This is a genomic window from Arthrobacter sp. zg-Y1171 (assembly GCF_025244845.1).
In the GTDB taxonomy this organism is placed as follows: domain Bacteria; phylum Actinomycetota; class Actinomycetes; order Actinomycetales; family Micrococcaceae; genus Arthrobacter_B.
This window is the reverse complement of the sequence record NZ_CP104264.1, coordinates 242065-257996: the sequence shown is the minus strand read 5'-3', so window position 1 is coordinate 257996 and position 15932 is coordinate 242065. Positions and strand designations below refer to the sequence as shown.

The window sequence follows — 15932 nt, the reverse complement described above, 5'->3', positions numbered from 1 at the left end:
TGTGGCCTGAGTCGTGGATATCGGCGGATAGACTGCAATTCAGCTTGATTCCAAGGAGTACTACATGTCGCGTCTCACCGTGGGGAACGTCCTCAAGGTCATATTTGCCGTCCTTTTCTTTATTTTTATGCCTCTGATTGTGCTCATGCTCGGCATACTCAAAAAGAACTTGAAGGTGATTCTCGAGGGCGCCCTTTACGTCGTCCTCTTTGTGGGCGCCTTCTCCGTCCCCGCGGAAAGCCCCTTCTACACCGCGGCGTCCTTTGTAGGTCTCGGCTCCATAGGAGTATCGTCCCTGCGGTTCTACATGCTTCGCGATCTTTGGTTGAGCCGGAGGGTTAAGAGCCCCGGACGTAACGTCACCGGCCAGCCGAATGCACCGTGGCCGTCTGCCCCCACCCCCTCTCCGGCAGGGGCACCAACCGCTCCGTCCGCACAGGACCTGTCCCAGTCTTTGGCATGGGTTGCCGCGCACGCCAAGCAGAACAAGAACCGGCTTCCCGCAGACGCGTATGTCAGCATTCTGGAAACCTGCCAGACGCTGGACACAGTTATCGACGCGGAAGCACAGCAGCCGATGGGTGATCCCCAGTTTGAGTACGAGCTGACCGCCACCGTGCGGGAGTACCTGCCGTCCGTCATACGTGGATACTTGGCCGTTCCTCCCAGCGTGGTGGACAACCGCCAGGCGAACGGGAGGACCGCCAACGAGGAACTGGTGGAGCAACTTCAGCTCCTCGCCCGGCAAGCCGACACGCTGCACTCCAGCCGTCACCGCCAGACGTCGATGGACCTGGCCAACACCGGGAACTTCCTGCGTGAACGGTTTGGGCACCAGCAAGGCGGCGGGTTCGACTTCGGCATTAAGTAAAGGATGAAGGCGGTGAGGTGCCGGCGGTACCTGAGCTAAACCACGCTCGTCAGCACACCCCCGTCCACCCGCACCGCGGCACCGTTCGTCGCGGATGCCACGGGGTTGGCGACACTCCCCCGTTAGCGTCCGCGACCTGCTCTTGCCCGTGCCTTGATCGCCAGGATGACGTCGGTCTTGGCGTCGGCGTAGTCGTTCATGTCCTCCCACTGCCTGCTGAGCAGGGCTCTCTTGGTGCTCTCATAGAGGGCGCGGTCGTCCGCATTTGCCCGCAGGTGGTCACGCAGGATGAGGTATTCGTCCACGGCAGGATCGTCCCGCCCATACAGGTGCACGTGCACGTCACGGGCCGGTGTGCGTACGAGGCGATGTCCCGGTTCGCGTACCCGCAGTTCGTATCCGGCGGCGATAAGCGGATCGAGGTAGTCCTCTTCTGCGGTGATGTCCTCTACCGCAACCACGATGTCGATGATCGGCTTTGCTGCCAGTCCCGGAACCGCCGTCGAACCGATGTGCTCGATCCCGGCGTGCGCTGTCCCGAGGGCAGCCTCAATGCGGTGACGGTGAGTGAGATAAATTGCCGGCCACCGGTCGTCGTAGCTGTGGAGGGGAAGTTCGAGTCTCTCCGGCCCCCCGATCAGCTCCAGCGTCGTCACGTCCGGTCGTCGCGGTTTTTGGCTTTTCATCACCAGAGCATTCTTGCAGGGCATCCGCTGACCCCGCGATCCGCCGTTACACGCGGTGCGTGCTGGCCAGCGGGCACGCCCACGTATCGACCCCGCCGCGGCCCACCCTGTTGATATAGGCGGTGACGTCCTTCAAGGATTGGCCAAACCCGGTTTCGGTGTACCGAACCCCCAGCTGATCACAGTACTGGCGGACCAGCGGGGCAACTTTGCGCAGATTCGGGCGGGACATGGAGGGAAACAGGTGGTGCTCGACCTGGAAGTTCAGGCCGCCCATAAAGGTATCCACCCACCGGCCGCCGGTGATGTTACGGCTCATCAATACCTGGCGGCGCAGGAAATCGATGCCCGCTTCCCGGGGCGCAATCGGCATGCCGATGTGGTTCGGGGCGAAGGAAATACCCATGTACAGCCCGAAAACGGCGAGCTGGACGCCGATGAACGCTGCACCCTTGCCCGGTGAAAGCACGAGGAAAACCAGCGCCACGTAACTGACCAGGCGCACAGTGATGAAGCTGAGCTCCACCCACCGCCGCTTGATCCGGCCCTTTCCCAGTACCCGCTTGATGCCCTGCACATGCAGGTTGACGCCCTCGAGCAGGAGCAGCGGGAAGAAAAAGTAACCCTGTTTGGTGGCAAGCCAGCGCGTGAAGCGGTTCTTACGCGCTTCGGCTGCCTCGGGGGTGAAGGCCAGGACGCCGGGAGCGATGTCCGGATCCGTGCCGACCTTGTTCGGTGCAGCATGATGCTTGCTGTGTTTTGCATTCCACCAGCCAAGGCCCATGCCGGCGAAGAGATTAACCACGATCAGCGAGACCCACTCATTCCACTTCGGCGACACGAAGATCTGCCGGTGCGCGGCGTCGTGCCCCAGGAACGCGATCTGCGTCATCAGCAACGCCAGCACCACCGCGGTCACCATCTGCCACCAGGTGTCCCCCAGCAGGATGAAAGCCAGGGCCAGCACCAGGCCAATCAGGGTTACCCCAATCAGCTTGGCCCAGTAGTAGCCGTAGTTCCGGCGCATATAGCCGGCTTCCTGGATCTGTCGGGTCAACGCCGTGAAGTCGCTGGTGTGCCGCTGGCGGGCCGGGCCAGCCGGCCGGCGTTTGCCTTCTCCACTCGCATCCACACTGGTACCCGTCATAACGGCGTCGTCCATAATTCACTTTCATATCGGCGGACAAAGTCCATGTCATATTAGCGAACAGCACCCGATTCGCTCCTCGGCCTTCGCCTGGGGTGCAGATCTGGTGCTGTGTGCATTTCCGGCTGGGGGCCGGTCGATCCTAAGTGTGCTTATCGTATATGCAAGACGTCTTTTTCGTTTCATTTCCGTGGCGGAACGCTGAGCCGTGTTGATGCATAAGCCGATCCGTCTCCGGATCCTCGACACCCGCTTTCAGGAGGCTCTCAGCAACCAGGAAGCGAACGGCAAGCGGCTTTTTCTACCGTGTTGACTATGAGATCTTCCGGAACCACCGTTACCCTGCCCGCGGCGTCGTTGGTACGACGGCGCGCCCTGCGGGTCGTCTCACTCCTCCTGGCAGGCGGCCTCGCCCTCACCGGCTGCGCGGCCGACGTCGCTTCCACCGCCGGCACCGCGTCCCCTTCGGCTGCGAGTGATTCGAGCAGCAGCACGGCCGCGGAAACAGGCACGGAAACGACGTCGCCGACGACAACCGAAGAGACGATTTCCTCGACGGCAGCTGCCGCTGAGGCATTCCTGGCGACGCTGAGCGATGAGCAACGCGAGACAGTCCTGTATGACTACGGCGACGCGACGAAGACAACCTCCTGGTCAAACTTTCCCGTGACGTTCGTCCAGCGTGCCGGCCTGAATCTGGCCGACCTGAGCGATGAGCAGGAGACCGCAGCATTGGCGGTGCTGCAGGCGCTGCTTAGCGACGAAGCGTACGACACGGTGTCCGGCATTATGGGTGGCGACGAGTACCTGCAGCAGAACAGCAGCAGCACCGAGCAGTCCCTCGGCCAGTACTACATCGCCTTCTTCGGCGAGCCGTCTGACACCGGCGCCTTCGAAGTGCAGTTCGGCGGCCACCACCTCGGTATCAACGCGACCCTCGACGGCGCGGGTGACGCGATCACGTTCGCTCCCACCCACCTCGGTGTGCAGCCTGCCGTTTACACCGACGCCGACGGCAACGAAGTGCAGCCGTTCGACGGCATCTACACCGACGCGTTCGCATTCTTTGACAGCTTGACGGGGGAACAGCAGGCTGCGCTCACGTCGGGCGACGTCAGCATGTGTGCCCCTGGCGATACCTGTGATTTCGACGCCGGAGCCGGCCTCACCGGCGCCGATCTGACCGACGCTCAGAAGCAGTTGCTCCTCGATCTCATCGCGAACTGGTCCGGCATGGCGGACGAGCAGACCACTGCCGATTCCCGGGCGAAGATCGAGGCCACCCTCGGTGACACCGTCATCGCGTGGTCCGGGGAGACCACGTACGACATGAGCACTGGGGACGGTATCTCGTTCTCCATCTCGGGGCCGAACGTTTATGTCGCCTTCCAGGCGCAGCAGGGCTCGGCAGGCGCGGATGTCGACGGAGTGTCCACCTCCGGCTGGGGACACGTCCACACCATTTACCGCGACCCTACGAACGACTATGCCAACACTGTGGTGCAGGAAGCGGGCTCCGGCATGGGCGGCGGCAACGGTCCCGCCGGCGGCACACCCGGCGGTGGCACCCCGCCCAACGGTGGCCCACCTCGTTAGCTACTAGCGTTCACGCGTTCCTGGCGTTTGCGTCCGGCCCTGGCAGCGAGGAACAACAAGGATCCGACCACTGCGTAGGCGGCGGCGCCGAGCCAGACGATCCCGGTTTGTTGTGTGAGGAGTGCGATGCTCGCAATGATCGCGAGGATCGGCATAATTCGGGGGGCTGAGAAGTGGTCGTGGTCCACTTTGTCCTTTTTGAGGACGAGGACGCTGACGTTGGCAGAAAGGAACACCAGGAGTAGGAGCAGCACGGTGGTTTCGGCCAATGTGGCGACATTTCCGAGGAGGGTAAGGACGATCGTCAATCCGGCAACCACAATAATGGAGACCCAGGGGGTGCGACGGCCTGGCAGCACGCGGGCGAAGGCGTGAGGGAGCAGTTCTGCTTCTGCCAATCCGTAGCCGACACGGCTGGCCATGACCATGAACAGCAGTGCTCCGTTGGCAATGGCGATCAGGGCGATGATGCTGAACAGTCCGGGCGGGATTCCGACGCCGCTGGCGGCGACGACGTCGAGCAGAGGACCGGTGGAGTCGGCCAGTTCGGCCGGGGGCATGACAATGACCGCACCGAGAGCGATGAGGAGGTAGACCACTCCAGCGGTGCAGATGGCACCGAAAAGTGCGCGGGGGTAGGCCTTGGATGGGTTACGTACTTCCTCGGCCATGTTTGCTGCGGCCTCGAAGCCCAGGAAAGAGAAAAACGCGACGATCGATGCGGCGAAGGCACCTTGGAAGGGCGGTACGTCCGGCGCGAACTCGAGGAGCCGGGAGGGGTCCCCGTTGCCGGAGGCGAGGACGATGGCGGCGACGACGATGACGATGACGAGGCCGGTTACCTCGATGACAGAAGCTACGAGGTTCGCGGCGAGGGACTCCTTGACGCCGCGAAGGTTGATCAGCGTCAGCAAGATAATAAATACGATCGCCGCGGGGGCAGCTGGCACGGCGATGAGCGCGGTGAGGTAATCGCCCGCGAAGGCGTTCGCGAGGGCAGCGGCTGTGGTGATTCCTGAGGCCATCATCAGGAAGCCGACGATGAATGACACGTAGGGGATACCAAAAGCCCGGTCTGCGTAGCGCGCGGCTCCTCCAGCGTGCGGGTACTTGGTGATCAGTTCCGCGTAGGTCGCGGCAGTAAGTAGCGCGACGACCAGTGCGATCAGCAGGGGTATCCAGATCGCGCCGCCGACGTCGGCGGCCATGGTACCCACGAGGGTGTAGATGCCGGCCCCGAGGGTGTCGCCCACGATAAAGGCGAACAGCAGCGGCACACCGATTGCCCGCTTCAGCCCGGGCTGTGCGTTTGATGTGGTCGTGCCGGGATCCTTCGTCATGGGGCTATTGGATTCTGTTTGTCGTCCCTGCGCAACTACTTTGGCGAAATCCAGTGCACCAAAAGCGTTGAGGCAGGTAGTCGAGCATTTTTTTCCGGCTCGCAGGCCTATCGTCATTCCGCCAGGGAGTGTTTCCGGTCTGCCGGAGCCGGGTGAGTCAGACGGGGAGCGGCCCCGGCGAACAACTGATATTGGAACTTCGGTCGCCGGTAGCGCTGTAATGCTGGCATGGACACCTCAAGGCGCAAAGCCGGTCATTCCCACTCTGCGGGCACCGTTCCCGTTTGCCCCTGGTGCCCAACATTGAAACGTTTGACTCTATGAGGCCTTTCCCAACCGTCGTCGTCAGCACCTTCGCTGCTCTTGTGATGATCATCGTTCTCGATACCTATACAGACATCCAGATGCTGTTTCGTTGGGTCATCGCAATCTTGGCCGGACTGCTCGTCACCATCTGCCTCAGCCAATGGTTTAAGAAGCGCCGAGGGCAGGACGCGCGTAGCCAAGCAACTCGCAGTCCATAGGCGGGTCCGTTCGCGGCACAGGTGCTGCTAGAGACGCCAGGGCATCGCAGCCGTCGTCATGATGTTCTGAATTGATCCTTGCAAGCAGTCCCGTAAGCCGGTCCCTCACTGCGACAGAATCGACTCAGACCGAGGCAACGGGCACGTCCCGGCCGACGATCATGGCCAGGAGGTCGTCCAGGGTTCCGTGGCACCTCTCCACCTCGGGTAGGTGGTAGAACGTGCTGGTGGTTTCAGGGTTTTTGATGTCCTCGTCCGCCGAATGCAGGACTATCCTTCTGCCTTGAGCGATGGCGATGCCAAGCTCAACATGCGTGCCCTTCCCGCCTGGAAGCAGGATAACGACGACGTCGGCCCCCATCACTGCATCTCTCTCCTGCTGCCCGATGGAGCGCAGATCATCGAGGGTGACGGTGCCCGCATCGCGCGCCGCCGCGTTCCGGGTCCAGTCGTACGCGTTGACGTAGCCCTTGCTTTCCAGGGTTTGCGCAACGTACCGGACGTTGGCGATGTTTCTGAAGCTCGACGCAACATAGAACCTTTTCAAAGCTTCTCCCTCCTCATTGGAACTGCGGCCATTGTTCCTTACTGAGCCGGCCCGGCGCCCCTAGCGAGCACACCCAGCACCGTTCACTTCCGCGCCCGGACGTCGCCGACATGACTAGGCTTGGGGGATGGCAACAGTAATCCTCGTGCGGCACGGCCGCACCACAGCGAACGCCACCGGTGTGCTGGCCGGCCGGACCCCCGGCGTCGAACTCGACCAGGCGGGCCGCGACCAGGCCGCAGCGACCGGCGACCGGCTCGCCGTCGTGCCCGTCGTCGGCGTGGTGTCGAGCCCGCTCGAGCGCTGCCGGCAGACCTCCCAGTTCATCCTCGACCGCCAGACCGGCACCCCGCACACGCCGGTCGACGACGATCTCACCGAGTGCGATTACGGCTCCTGGCAGGGCCGCACGCTCGAGGAGCTCGCGAAGGAGAAGCTGTGGGCGGCGGTGCAGTCGCAGCCCTCCGCCGTCACCTTTCCCGGCGGCGAGTCGATGGCCGCGATGCAGGCCCGCTCGGTGGCGGCGATCCGGCGCCACGATGCAGCCTTCGAGGCCGAGCACGGGCCGGGGGCCGTGTGGGTCGCGGTGAGCCACGGGGACATCATCAAGTCGGTCCTCGCCGACGCGCTCGGCATGCACCTGGACATGTTCCAGCGCCTCAATGTGGGCCCGGCCTCCGTGTCGATCGTGCACTACGGCACGGGACGCCCCACCGTCCTCGCGACCAACACCGACGCCGGGGACCTGTCCTGGCTGGCGGTCAGGCCGACATCGAACGATGCCCCGGTGGGCGGTGGTGCAGGTCACGCGGCACCGCCGGCCCGATGAGCCTAGAGTAGTTCTATGCCTACAACCGTTCACGATTTCGACTGGCCGGACCGCGTCGTCGTCGGCACTGTCGGCGTTCCGGGCCAGCGCACGTTCTACCTGCAGGTCCGCGCCGGGAAGCAGATTGTCAGCATCGCCCTGGAGAAACTGCAGTCGGCCCAGCTCGCCGAGAAGATCGACGAGATCCTCGACCAACTCATGACCGTCGACGGCAACCCCTTCCACGTTCCCGCGAGCACTCCCCTGGAGCTCGTGGACAATGACGATCTCGAGGCGGTGCAGGAACAGTTCCGCGCCGGCGTGATGAGCCTGGGCTGGGATCCGACGACGGCGCAGGTCGTCATCGAGGCCTACCCCCTCGAGGACGTGGATGAGGACGACGACGGCTTCCTCGAGGATGACGACGACGAGACGGACGACGCCGAAGAGGTGCTGCGGGTGCGGATGCCGGTCGGCACGGCCCGGGCCTTCGCGAAGCGCACGCGGGAAGTGGTGGGCGCCGGGCGTCCCATCTGCGTGATCTGCGGCCAGCCGATCGACGCCGACGGGCACACCTGCACCTTCCCCGAGGCCTGATGCCCGCGCCCGATTTGGTGACCGCCGAGCTGACGCTCACCGGCAGGCTCACGACGGCGTCCAACGCCACCTTTCTGGGCAGCATCGGCGACGCGGCCGTGGTCTACAAACCGATAGCCGGCGAGAAGCCGTTGTGGGATTTTCCCGACGGGTGCCTGGCGCACCGGGAGGTGGCCGCGTATCTGGTGTCCGAGGTGCTGGGCTGGAACATCGTGCCGCGCACCTGGCTGCGCGACGGTCGATTCGGTGAGGGCATGGTCCAGCTCTGGCAGGAGACCGACCCGGAGCAGACCGCGGTGGACCTGGTGCCGGAAGAGGACGTGCCGGAGACCGGATGGAAAGAAGTACTCCAGGGCCAGGATGAAAACGGGCGGATCGTTTCCCTCATTCATGAGGACACTCCGGCGCTGCGGCGGATGGCCGTGTTCGATGTCCTGGTCAACAATGCCGACCGCAAGGGCGACCACATCCTCGCCATGGCCGGCGGGCACCGGTACGGGGTGGACCACGGGCTCACCTTCCACAGCGAGCACAAGCTGCGGACCGTGCTGTGGGGCTGGATCGGCGACGTGCTGAGCGCCGAGGAACTTGAGGGTGTTGACCGGGTGCTCTCGGGGCTCGAGGGCGAGTTGGGCTCGCAGCTGGCGAAGCTGCTGACCGCCGAGGAAGTTGCTTCGTTTGCCGCGCGCTGCGTCCGGCTGCGTTCGGCCGGGGTGTTTCCGGCTCCGAGCGGCGACATGCCTGCGGTGCCCTGGCCGCTGTTCTAAAGGACATGACTAGCTCCGTGGTCGGACGTCCCAGAGGTGATGGAGCGCATCGTGGAGGAAGTAGCGGACCAGGTAATCCACGGTGAAAGCGCTGCCGCCCGCGCGCAGTCCCCATCGGGTCAGCTGGGCGGGGTTGGAGGGCGGAGGCTGCAGCTGTCAGTTCCGCTTCCGCGGCCAGTTCCCTGGCCACTGCCGCTGGACCCTGTTCTGCGTACCGTTCGAGGTCCAGTTCTTGGTATCGGGGCATACCCATGTGCACAAAAGGAACCTTTGGCCCTAGATATGGACGAAAGCCGCGAGATGAAGCACTGCGCGGTAAAAGCGCTGTTGGCCATGCGGTTCACATCAGCGGACCGCCTTGCTCCATAGGTGCACTTGATTATCTTGCCATGGCATGGTGCTGGGGATGTCGAACAGCTCCGTGTCACTCACTGTCCGTAAAGTGGGGTGTCTCGAACTGCGGAATTGGGGAAACGATGAGTAAATATGTTGTTATCGAACCGGGTGCCGTCGGCTATATCTTCCGGACCGAGAGCCCTGACTCTGACTGGCTATATATCGGCCAGAGCACCCGACTAGATCCCGAACATGTGAGCGGCTATTACGGCAGCGGTGTCCACATCAGAGAAGCCCTCGCCCAAAACGGGTCAGAAGGGCTCAAAAAGAGCGTTTTGGCGACGGCGACGAGCGAGCTGGATCTGCATTATCTGGAGATGCTCCAGATAGCAGAAGCACGGGCTGCTGGATCGGTCCTGCTCAATGGGGATTTTGGTGGCCCTCGACCCTTCCCAACTTTTCAACGGCTGCTGTGGGAGGAAGCTCCGGAGGTGATGGGTGCCGCCGGGGATGTTGCACTATTTCATCGAGCTCTCTTGAAGAATCGCCCCCAGGTTGAGGCAGCTATCACACGTGCAATGGCAATCATGCCGGATGAATTTTATGCGGGATACGAACGCGACCTACTCGCGGTAATGGACCTTTCCCATCAGTGTCCATTCTGCGGCTCGCCAGCAGGCGCTGTTTGTCGTACCAACTCGAAATCGCCCACGATGCCGCACAACCCCTGCAGTAACCACAAGAAAAGGCCTCGCGCGATCTCACAATGACCAATTACAGATCTGGCGGAACACCGATCGTTCAAGTCACTCGGTCATGCAGATCTATTTGAGGCGCAACTGCTTTCGAGCGGCGACGGAAGCAACAGAAGATGTTTTTAGGCGGAGAGTCTCGGCCTGGCAAGATTGTTAGACGTTGGTATGCGTTCTCGGGTCGAAAACAGAATATGCTTTTCCCTTACGGCAGAACCTATTTGACGGTCCGGCCGAACAGCTAAGGAAGCAATATGAGTGGATTTCCCTGGGTCACGGTGATCATCGCCGGTTCGGTCCTTCTAGTCTTGGCGGTGGGGTTCGCCCGCATACTGCGAAAGAATTCTGTCGAGCGAACACGGATTGCATCCATGTCCCCGGCCGATCGCGCAGCCCATGACGCCCGTGTAGCAGCCGAACAAGCTGCACGAGAAGCTTTGTCCGAGGCCAAGATCGCCCACCGCAACGCATTACGCGAGTACAAGCAACGCGTATCCGATGCCGAGAAGGAACACCGTCGGGAGAGCAACATTGTCGCGGCCGAGCTAAAACGTGCGCAGCAGCAGATGAAGGCGGCCGAGGCGACCGGTAGGAAATTGGTGCAGGTCTATCGAGGCAAGGACGGATCCGCAGAGCTATTTGAGCACCAGATCGTCATCAAGGGCCAAACCTTTACGCTTGGCCTCGACGTGAACGCGACCGTTGATTCCTCCGGGAACCTCGCGCGAACGAAAAGAGCGACTCTGACACGCATGACCGCCGGAGGCATGATGCTGGGATCGGTCGGGATACTTGCCGGTGGGATGCTTCAGAAGAAGAAAGTGCACGACGACCGAGAACTGTACCTCTTGCTCGAAGGACAATCCTTTGCGGCCCTGATCACCTGTAACCCGGACCAAGGAGCCGTCGTCCGAAGATTCGCAACGAACGTCAACAACACGGCCAGGAACGTTGAAGCCGCGAACACCGCGCATGAGGAAGCAGTCAGAGAAGCAACCACCAACCTTTCCCACCAAAGAAGCCGCACCAACGACGCCATCCCCGTCATCGACAAAAAACTAGCCGCGGTGAAGGCTGATAACTCGCACCTCAAAGAGACCGAAGGGAAACTCGCCTCGCTCACCCACCCACCTACCCATAAACCAGAGCTCCCCAACAGCGCGTAGGCCGTCCCACATAAGTGCCCATATGGCATAGCGGGTGCCGCCGAAGCGTCGAAGACTGCACGCAGCGGCAACACGGAACGGCGCCACGCCGCCGAGGTGCTGTGGGTACCGGCGCCCGATCTGGTGACCGCCGAGCTGACGCTCACCGACCGCTTCACAAGGGCATCCGAGGCCACGTTCCTGGCAGCATCCGTGATGCCGCAGCGGCCTGCAAGCCGACAGCCGGCGAGCAGCCGCTGTGGGACTTTCCCGACAGATGCCTGGCGCAGCTCTTCTAGGGGGTCTCAAGGCTGCCGAACTACCTCGTCGAGGACGAGGGATCCGGCACCTTCTCGTCACACGGTCAAGGAGATGCCCGCTCAGAGCAGCTGGCGCGCGTTGGCTTTCGCCAGATCGATGAGTTCGCGGCCGTTCCCGGCGAGCACCGTGCGCATCGCGTAGACCGCAAAGCCCGTGGCCTGCTTCGCGTCGATCTTCGGCGGCATGGAGAGTTCCTGCCGCTCCACCGCGACTGAGACGAGCGCGGGGCCGTCGTAAGCGAATGCACGGCGCAGGGCGCCCTCGAGGTCTTCCGGGCGCTTTACGCTCTCGCCGTGCATCCCCACCGCCTGCGCGACCGCACCGAAGTCCGGGTTCTCCAGCCCGGTACCGAAGTTGACGATGCCCGCCGCCTTCATCTCCACCTCGACGAAGCTGAGCGCCGCGTTGTCGAACACCACGATCTTGATCGGCAGCCGATGCTGCACCGCCGTCAGCAGCTCGCCGAGCATCATCGCGAGGCCGCCGTCGCCGGCGAGGATCACGACCTGCCGGTTGCGGTCCACCGCCTGGGCGCCAAGGCCCAGCGGGGTGGCCGCCGCCATGGTGCCGTGCCAGAAGGAGCCGATCAGGCGCCGTCGCGCGCCGATGTGCAGGTGCCGGGACGCCCAGATGACCGGGGTGCCGACGTCGGGCAGGAAGACCGCGTCGTCGTCCGCGAGCTTGTCGATCAGGTGGGCGAGGTGCTGCGGATGGATGGTGCCCGGGCCCTGCTTCTCGAGGTCGTCGAGCTGCGCGCGGGTGCGGCGGTAGTGGTCCAGCGACTTCTCCAGGTGGGTGCGGTTGGACTTACGCTCGAGCAGCGGCAGCAGCGCCGACGCCGTCTCCCGCACCCCGCCGACCATGCCCTGGGTGAGCGGCACGCGGCGGCCGAGCTGCTCGCCCCGGATGTCGACCTGCAGGATCTTCGCCTTCTTCGGGTAGAACTGCTGGTACGGGAAGTCGGTGCCGAGCATCAGCAGCGCGTCGCAGTCCTCCATCGCCCGGTATCCCGACGCGAAGCCGAGGAGCCCCGTCATGCCGACGTCGAACGGGTTGTCGTGCTCGATGATTTCTTTGCCGCGCAGGGCATGCACGATCGGTGCTCCCAGCGCGTCGGCGAGGGCGAGGACCTCCTCGCGCGCCCCCTCGACGCCGGCGCCCGCCAGGATGGTCACGTTCCCGCAGGAGTTCAGCGTGGCGGCTGCTTCCTGCAGCTCCGCCGGGGAGGGCACGGTGACCGGGTCGGTGCGGCGGACCGTGAAGACGCGCTCGTCCACGGCGTCTTCCAGCGCAGTGTCGCCGGCCATCACGAGCACGGCGACGCCCCTCTTCTCGATGGCCGTCCGCATGGCGATCTCCAGCAGCCGCGGCATCTGCTCGGGGCTCAGGACCATCTCGCAGAAGACCGTGCAGTCGCGGAACAGCTCGGTGGGCCGGGTCTCCTGGAAGTACTGGCTGCCGATCTCGTCGCTCGGGATGTGCGAGGCGATCGCGAGCACGGGAACCCGGCTGCGGTGTGCGTCGTAGAGCCCGTTGATGAGGTGCATGTTGCCGGGGCCGCAGCTGCCCGCGCACACCGCGAGCTCACCCGTCAGTGCAGCCTCCCCGGCGGCAGCGAATGCAGCCTCTTCCTCATGCCGGGTGAGCATCCACTCGATGCCCTTCTCCCGGCGGATGGCCTCGGTCACCGCGTTCAGGGAGTCCCCGGGAACTCCCCAGATCCGCTGGATCCCATTGGCGGCGAGGTTATGGACGACGGTCTCGGCGATCGTGGGCATGCTGCTCCTCCGTTCGGCGCGCTCAGACGGCCCCGTCAGTCTAGGCGGCGGGATCGGGTGGGGGTAGAGGGGGGTGTCTATAACGTCCCGCCTGATCAGCGGGTAGAGGCAAAACGGAAGAACGCTGCGTAGCGGCGGGCCGCACCCGCTTTACACATCCTGATTGACAGGGTGTCCATGTTTGGCCAGCGCTGATTCCCAACGGAATTTGCGTTCTACTGTCCAGCCAGGCTCTATATCGATGGCGAACGCCAGACACCCGTCAACATGGTTGATCATGGACAAGGCCGAATGAAAGCGTCTCTCCTTTGCATGAGCAACTGGACCGTACCGTTCCACGCAACGAATGTGGTTATCGAGTGCGTGTCTGAATTCTGGCATTAGTCTCACCGCCTCCGGAGTCAGCATTAGGCCGAGGACGATTTGCCGGGCGCCAGGAGTAACTATGCGCGTCTTTCCCCTATGCGCGTTGAACCCTGCGCGCGAGATTGCCAGCTCGATTTGGCCCACAAGTTTCGAGCCCGCGCTACGAGAGAGGGCCTGCGGTGATGAGAAGGTGAGATCGTCGGAGTACCGCGTGTACGCCATGCCGCCCTGCTCAGCGATTGAAGTCAGTACTGTATCTAAATCGAAAGCAACAGCGTTTGCCAGGGCGCCACTGGTTGGCCCTCCCTGTGGAAGCACTCCCTGGTAGGGCGCACCATAGGCCTCTACACCTCGGCCGGAAAGCCAAGGCTTCCACTCAGGAGGTGGCATCACCCTCGTACAGATTCTCGTCATCTCAAATGCCACAAGTGCTGGGTACCCCAACCCTCTTAGTACGGTATAGATTCGCGATTCATAAATGCTTCCAAAAAAATCGTGCAGGTCCATCTTCAATAGCCAACGCGCACCTAAATGTACTTCAGCACAGTGCTTGATGGACAGGCCACGACGATAAGCGAATGCGGCCTCGTGAATACGAAGCCCAGTCAAGACCCGTGAGAGAATCCATCGCTGAACATGCATGAGTTCCGCATTAGGTGCTGAGATCTCTCTGAAGGTTCCGTCTTGCTTTCGCCGCCGAATGGAAGAGTAATCATTCAACCGCCGTTCCACGATCGACCTTAAGTATCCCCATTCAGTCCCGGTCTCCCGGGCCAAGTGCCGCAACGTAAGAATGGGGTATACGTTGTTGGTCAGAATTACGCGTTCGTAAGCCACAGCACGCGCAAGCGTCTCCGCGTCACGGCCAAGCGCTCTGCCTTCGTTAATGTAGAGGTGAGGAGATGGCAAATTGACCTACTCTGATTGGAGATCCCGGAGGGATCCACGGACAGGAAGAGCCCGAAGGCGCACGCAGGGCGGCCTGTTCGTGCTTGCACACGTTGCGTGAGCTATTCCGAATACACCGGCAATCCGGCGTACCATGGTTCCTCTCACAAACCAATTGAGCTAAATTCGCTCAACGAGTCACGGCGACGCCGTGACTTCATCTCTAGGTTCAACTTGATCCATCTCCTCATCTCAGTGACTCAGGATAGTAAGGAGTCAAGCCCGTGGGGAACGATTTGGGCACGACACGCCGCGGCCTTCTTTTGCCAGCAATCAGTTCTGCAGTTCCGGCCGGGGTCAAACTGTTGTCACCCGCAATCAAACCCTGAGACAAAAGATAATTCAGCAGTGAGGTTACTTCTGTTTGAGTCAGACCTAACGCAACCCCCAGGAGAGCAGCCCGCTCAGGTGAGACCTTCAGGAGCGCTAGAGCGGTAAGAATATCTCGGTTACTCGCTCGCTGCTGTTTATTGATGCTTATCGATAACCGCTCTTGTCGAACCGCCGCTAAGAGATCGTCGTGCTCGACGGGTCCATTCGATGAACCTAAGAGTTCGCTGATCATTCCTGTGGGGACCAGCCGGCCACTTCGTCCTTCGAATAGGGGTACCCAATTTTTGCCGCTCTGGCGGAAGATTGTGGGCACTGTGTTTGGAACACGATCCTGGAAACCGAACAGGCTAGCGTGATCGCCATAGCCAAGAGGATTTGAACCCTGGCCATATCGACGGCATAGAGAGATTGCATTCTCTACCTCGGGGGAGGCCCAAGGCAAAGCTCTTACGGTGGGCGCGCTCCGAACAAACCGAACGAAGTCTGCCACCGACGAGCCTGAAAGTAGCTTCCCCCCCTCGCCGGAAACGGCATACGCAACGATACCGACCTTTATCCAGCCGAACGATTTCCAGCTCTTTAGTGTCGGATTTCGCAGTAGCGCCTGCACGTACTTCGCAACCTGACCACCTGTTTCAATCGTATCGGTGACCACTAGGATGGTGCTCACACGCTTTCTGCGAAGCTCTGCCAATGGTGCCGTCGACGGCAGCACGCCAGTTCCTTGGATGTCTCGTAGGAGGTGGCCGATGATGCCTTCGCTACCGGGCATCGATGGGATATCCATGCCCGGCTGAAAATTCTTGAACGCGATCAGGCTCTCGTTCCCAGCCAAACCGTTGGCTTTCCGAATATCGCCACTATCCATTGCCGGAATGACCCAGACAGCTCCGGAACTCTTGACGATATCTATTTCGCTACGGAGCAAATCGAGCAATTTTGCGCGTGCTTGGGTCCAACTGTCGAGCGCGAATGAGTCGAGCAACTTCCGCGCGAGTTGGCGGTCTTCGTGCAGAAAGTTTTCTAGCCACATACCTCCAGCTTCAGTGTCAGACAAAGTCACGTTTCTC

The 15932-nt window shown here is 62.1% G+C and carries 14 protein-coding genes; 7 read left to right on the top strand and 7 right to left on the bottom strand.

Annotated features, from left to right (window positions below):
- Positions 1–64 precede the first annotated feature (64 nt).
- The gene (locus tag N2L00_RS01290; RefSeq protein ID WP_255863617.1) at positions 65–871 is read left to right on the top strand and encodes a hypothetical protein; all 807 of its coding nucleotides are present in this window, start codon (positions 65–67) and stop codon (positions 869–871) included.
- 122 nt (positions 872–993) lie between these two features.
- On the opposite strand, the gene N2L00_RS01285 is transcribed toward N2L00_RS01290, so the two are convergent.
- Together N2L00_RS01285 and N2L00_RS01280 are read right to left on the bottom strand one after the other, a co-directional pair.
- Positions 994–1557 (bottom strand): GrpB family protein, encoded by a 564-nt coding sequence (locus tag N2L00_RS01285; RefSeq protein ID WP_255863616.1) that lies wholly within the window; start codon positions 1555–1557, stop codon positions 994–996.
- Between the two features lie 46 nt (positions 1558–1603).
- Positions 1604–2719 (bottom strand): acyl-CoA desaturase, encoded by a 1116-nt coding sequence (locus tag N2L00_RS01280; protein ID WP_255863615.1) that lies wholly within the window; start codon positions 2717–2719, stop codon positions 1604–1606.
- A gap of 300 nt (positions 2720–3019) precedes the next feature.
- Between N2L00_RS01280 and N2L00_RS01275 the strand changes: the two genes are divergently transcribed.
- Positions 3020–4300, top strand: a complete 1281-nt coding sequence (locus N2L00_RS01275) for a DUF3500 domain-containing protein (protein WP_255863614.1) — start codon at positions 3020–3022, stop codon at positions 4298–4300.
- Here the strand turns inward: N2L00_RS01275 and N2L00_RS01270 are convergent.
- A complete protein-coding gene (locus N2L00_RS01270; RefSeq protein WP_255863613.1) occupies positions 4297–5640 on the bottom strand; it encodes an APC family permease in 1344 nt (447 codons plus the stop codon). The two genes, N2L00_RS01275 and N2L00_RS01270, sit on opposite strands and share 4 nt — an antisense overlap.
- A gap of 648 nt (positions 5641–6288) precedes the next feature.
- Positions 6289–6711 (bottom strand): nucleoside 2-deoxyribosyltransferase, encoded by a 423-nt coding sequence (locus N2L00_RS01265; RefSeq protein ID WP_255863612.1) that lies wholly within the window; start codon positions 6709–6711, stop codon positions 6289–6291.
- A 127-nt stretch (positions 6712–6838) separates the two neighbouring features.
- Here N2L00_RS01265 and N2L00_RS01260 point away from each other — a divergent pair, with 127 nt between their 5' ends.
- The 5 genes from N2L00_RS01260 (at position 6839) to N2L00_RS01240 (ending at position 11137) form a co-directional block, all read left to right on the top strand.
- Complete coding sequence (locus N2L00_RS01260) at positions 6839–7540, top strand: MSMEG_4193 family putative phosphomutase (RefSeq protein ID WP_255863611.1); 702 nt, start codon at positions 6839–6841, stop codon at positions 7538–7540.
- Positions 7541–7555: 15 nt separating this feature from the next.
- Positions 7556–8116, top strand: coding sequence for a DUF3090 family protein (locus tag N2L00_RS01255; RefSeq protein ID WP_255863610.1), 561 nt, complete (start codon positions 7556–7558; stop codon positions 8114–8116).
- Positions 8116–8883, top strand: coding sequence for an SCO1664 family protein (locus tag N2L00_RS01250; protein WP_255863609.1), 768 nt, complete (start codon positions 8116–8118; stop codon positions 8881–8883). The genes N2L00_RS01255 and N2L00_RS01250 overlap by 1 nt, the downstream gene beginning before the upstream one ends.
- A 476-nt stretch (positions 8884–9359) precedes the next feature.
- Positions 9360–9989, top strand: coding sequence for a hypothetical protein (locus N2L00_RS01245; RefSeq protein WP_255863608.1), 630 nt, complete (start codon positions 9360–9362; stop codon positions 9987–9989).
- Positions 9990–10225: 236 nt separating this feature from the next.
- Positions 10226–11137 carry a hypothetical protein gene (locus N2L00_RS01240; RefSeq protein WP_255863607.1) on the top strand — a complete coding sequence of 304 codons (912 nt, stop codon included), beginning with the start codon at positions 10226–10228 and terminating at the stop codon, positions 11135–11137.
- Between the two features lie 359 nt (positions 11138–11496).
- Here the strand turns inward: N2L00_RS01240 and poxB are convergent, their stop codons facing one another.
- The 3 genes from poxB to N2L00_RS01225 form a co-directional block, all read right to left on the bottom strand.
- On the bottom strand, positions 11497–13215 hold the full coding sequence (gene poxB / locus N2L00_RS01230) for a ubiquinone-dependent pyruvate dehydrogenase (RefSeq protein ID WP_255863606.1): 1719 nt from the start codon (positions 13213–13215) through the stop codon (positions 11497–11499).
- A 150-nt stretch (positions 13216–13365) separates the two neighbouring features.
- A complete protein-coding gene (locus N2L00_RS16195) occupies positions 13366–14313 on the bottom strand; it encodes a reverse transcriptase family protein (RefSeq protein WP_374676622.1) in 948 nt (315 codons plus the stop codon).
- A gap of 403 nt (positions 14314–14716) precedes the next feature.
- Complete coding sequence (locus tag N2L00_RS01225) at positions 14717–15925, bottom strand: hypothetical protein (protein WP_260554449.1); 1209 nt, start codon at positions 15923–15925, stop codon at positions 14717–14719.
- Positions 15926–15932: the final 7 nt, after the last annotated feature.

Bases quoted from the DNA above. Each gene is read 5' to 3' on its own strand.
- N2L00_RS01290 (WP_255863617.1), top strand. From the start codon at position 65: ATGTCGCGTCTCACCGTGGGGAACGTCCTCAAGGTCATATTTGCCGTC.
- N2L00_RS01285 (WP_255863616.1), bottom strand. From the start codon at position 1,557: ATGAAAAGCCAAAAACCGCGACGACCGGACGTGACGACGCTGGAGCTG.
- N2L00_RS01280 (WP_255863615.1), bottom strand. From the start codon at position 2,719: ATGGACGACGCCGTTATGACGGGTACCAGTGTGGATGCGAGTGGAGAA.
- N2L00_RS01275 (WP_255863614.1), top strand. From the start codon at position 3,020: ATGAGATCTTCCGGAACCACCGTTACCCTGCCCGCGGCGTCGTTGGTA.
- N2L00_RS01270 (WP_255863613.1), bottom strand. From the start codon at position 5,640: ATGACGAAGGATCCCGGCACGACCACATCAAACGCACAGCCCGGGCTG.
- N2L00_RS01260 (WP_255863611.1), top strand. From the start codon at position 6,839: ATGGCAACAGTAATCCTCGTGCGGCACGGCCGCACCACAGCGAACGCC.
- N2L00_RS01255 (WP_255863610.1), top strand. From the start codon at position 7,556: ATGCCTACAACCGTTCACGATTTCGACTGGCCGGACCGCGTCGTCGTC.
- N2L00_RS01250 (WP_255863609.1), top strand. From the start codon at position 8,116: ATGCCCGCGCCCGATTTGGTGACCGCCGAGCTGACGCTCACCGGCAGG.
- N2L00_RS01245 (WP_255863608.1), top strand. From the start codon at position 9,360: ATGAGTAAATATGTTGTTATCGAACCGGGTGCCGTCGGCTATATCTTC.
- N2L00_RS01240 (WP_255863607.1), top strand. From the start codon at position 10,226: ATGAGTGGATTTCCCTGGGTCACGGTGATCATCGCCGGTTCGGTCCTT.
- poxB (WP_255863606.1), bottom strand. From the start codon at position 13,215: ATGCCCACGATCGCCGAGACCGTCGTCCATAACCTCGCCGCCAATGGG.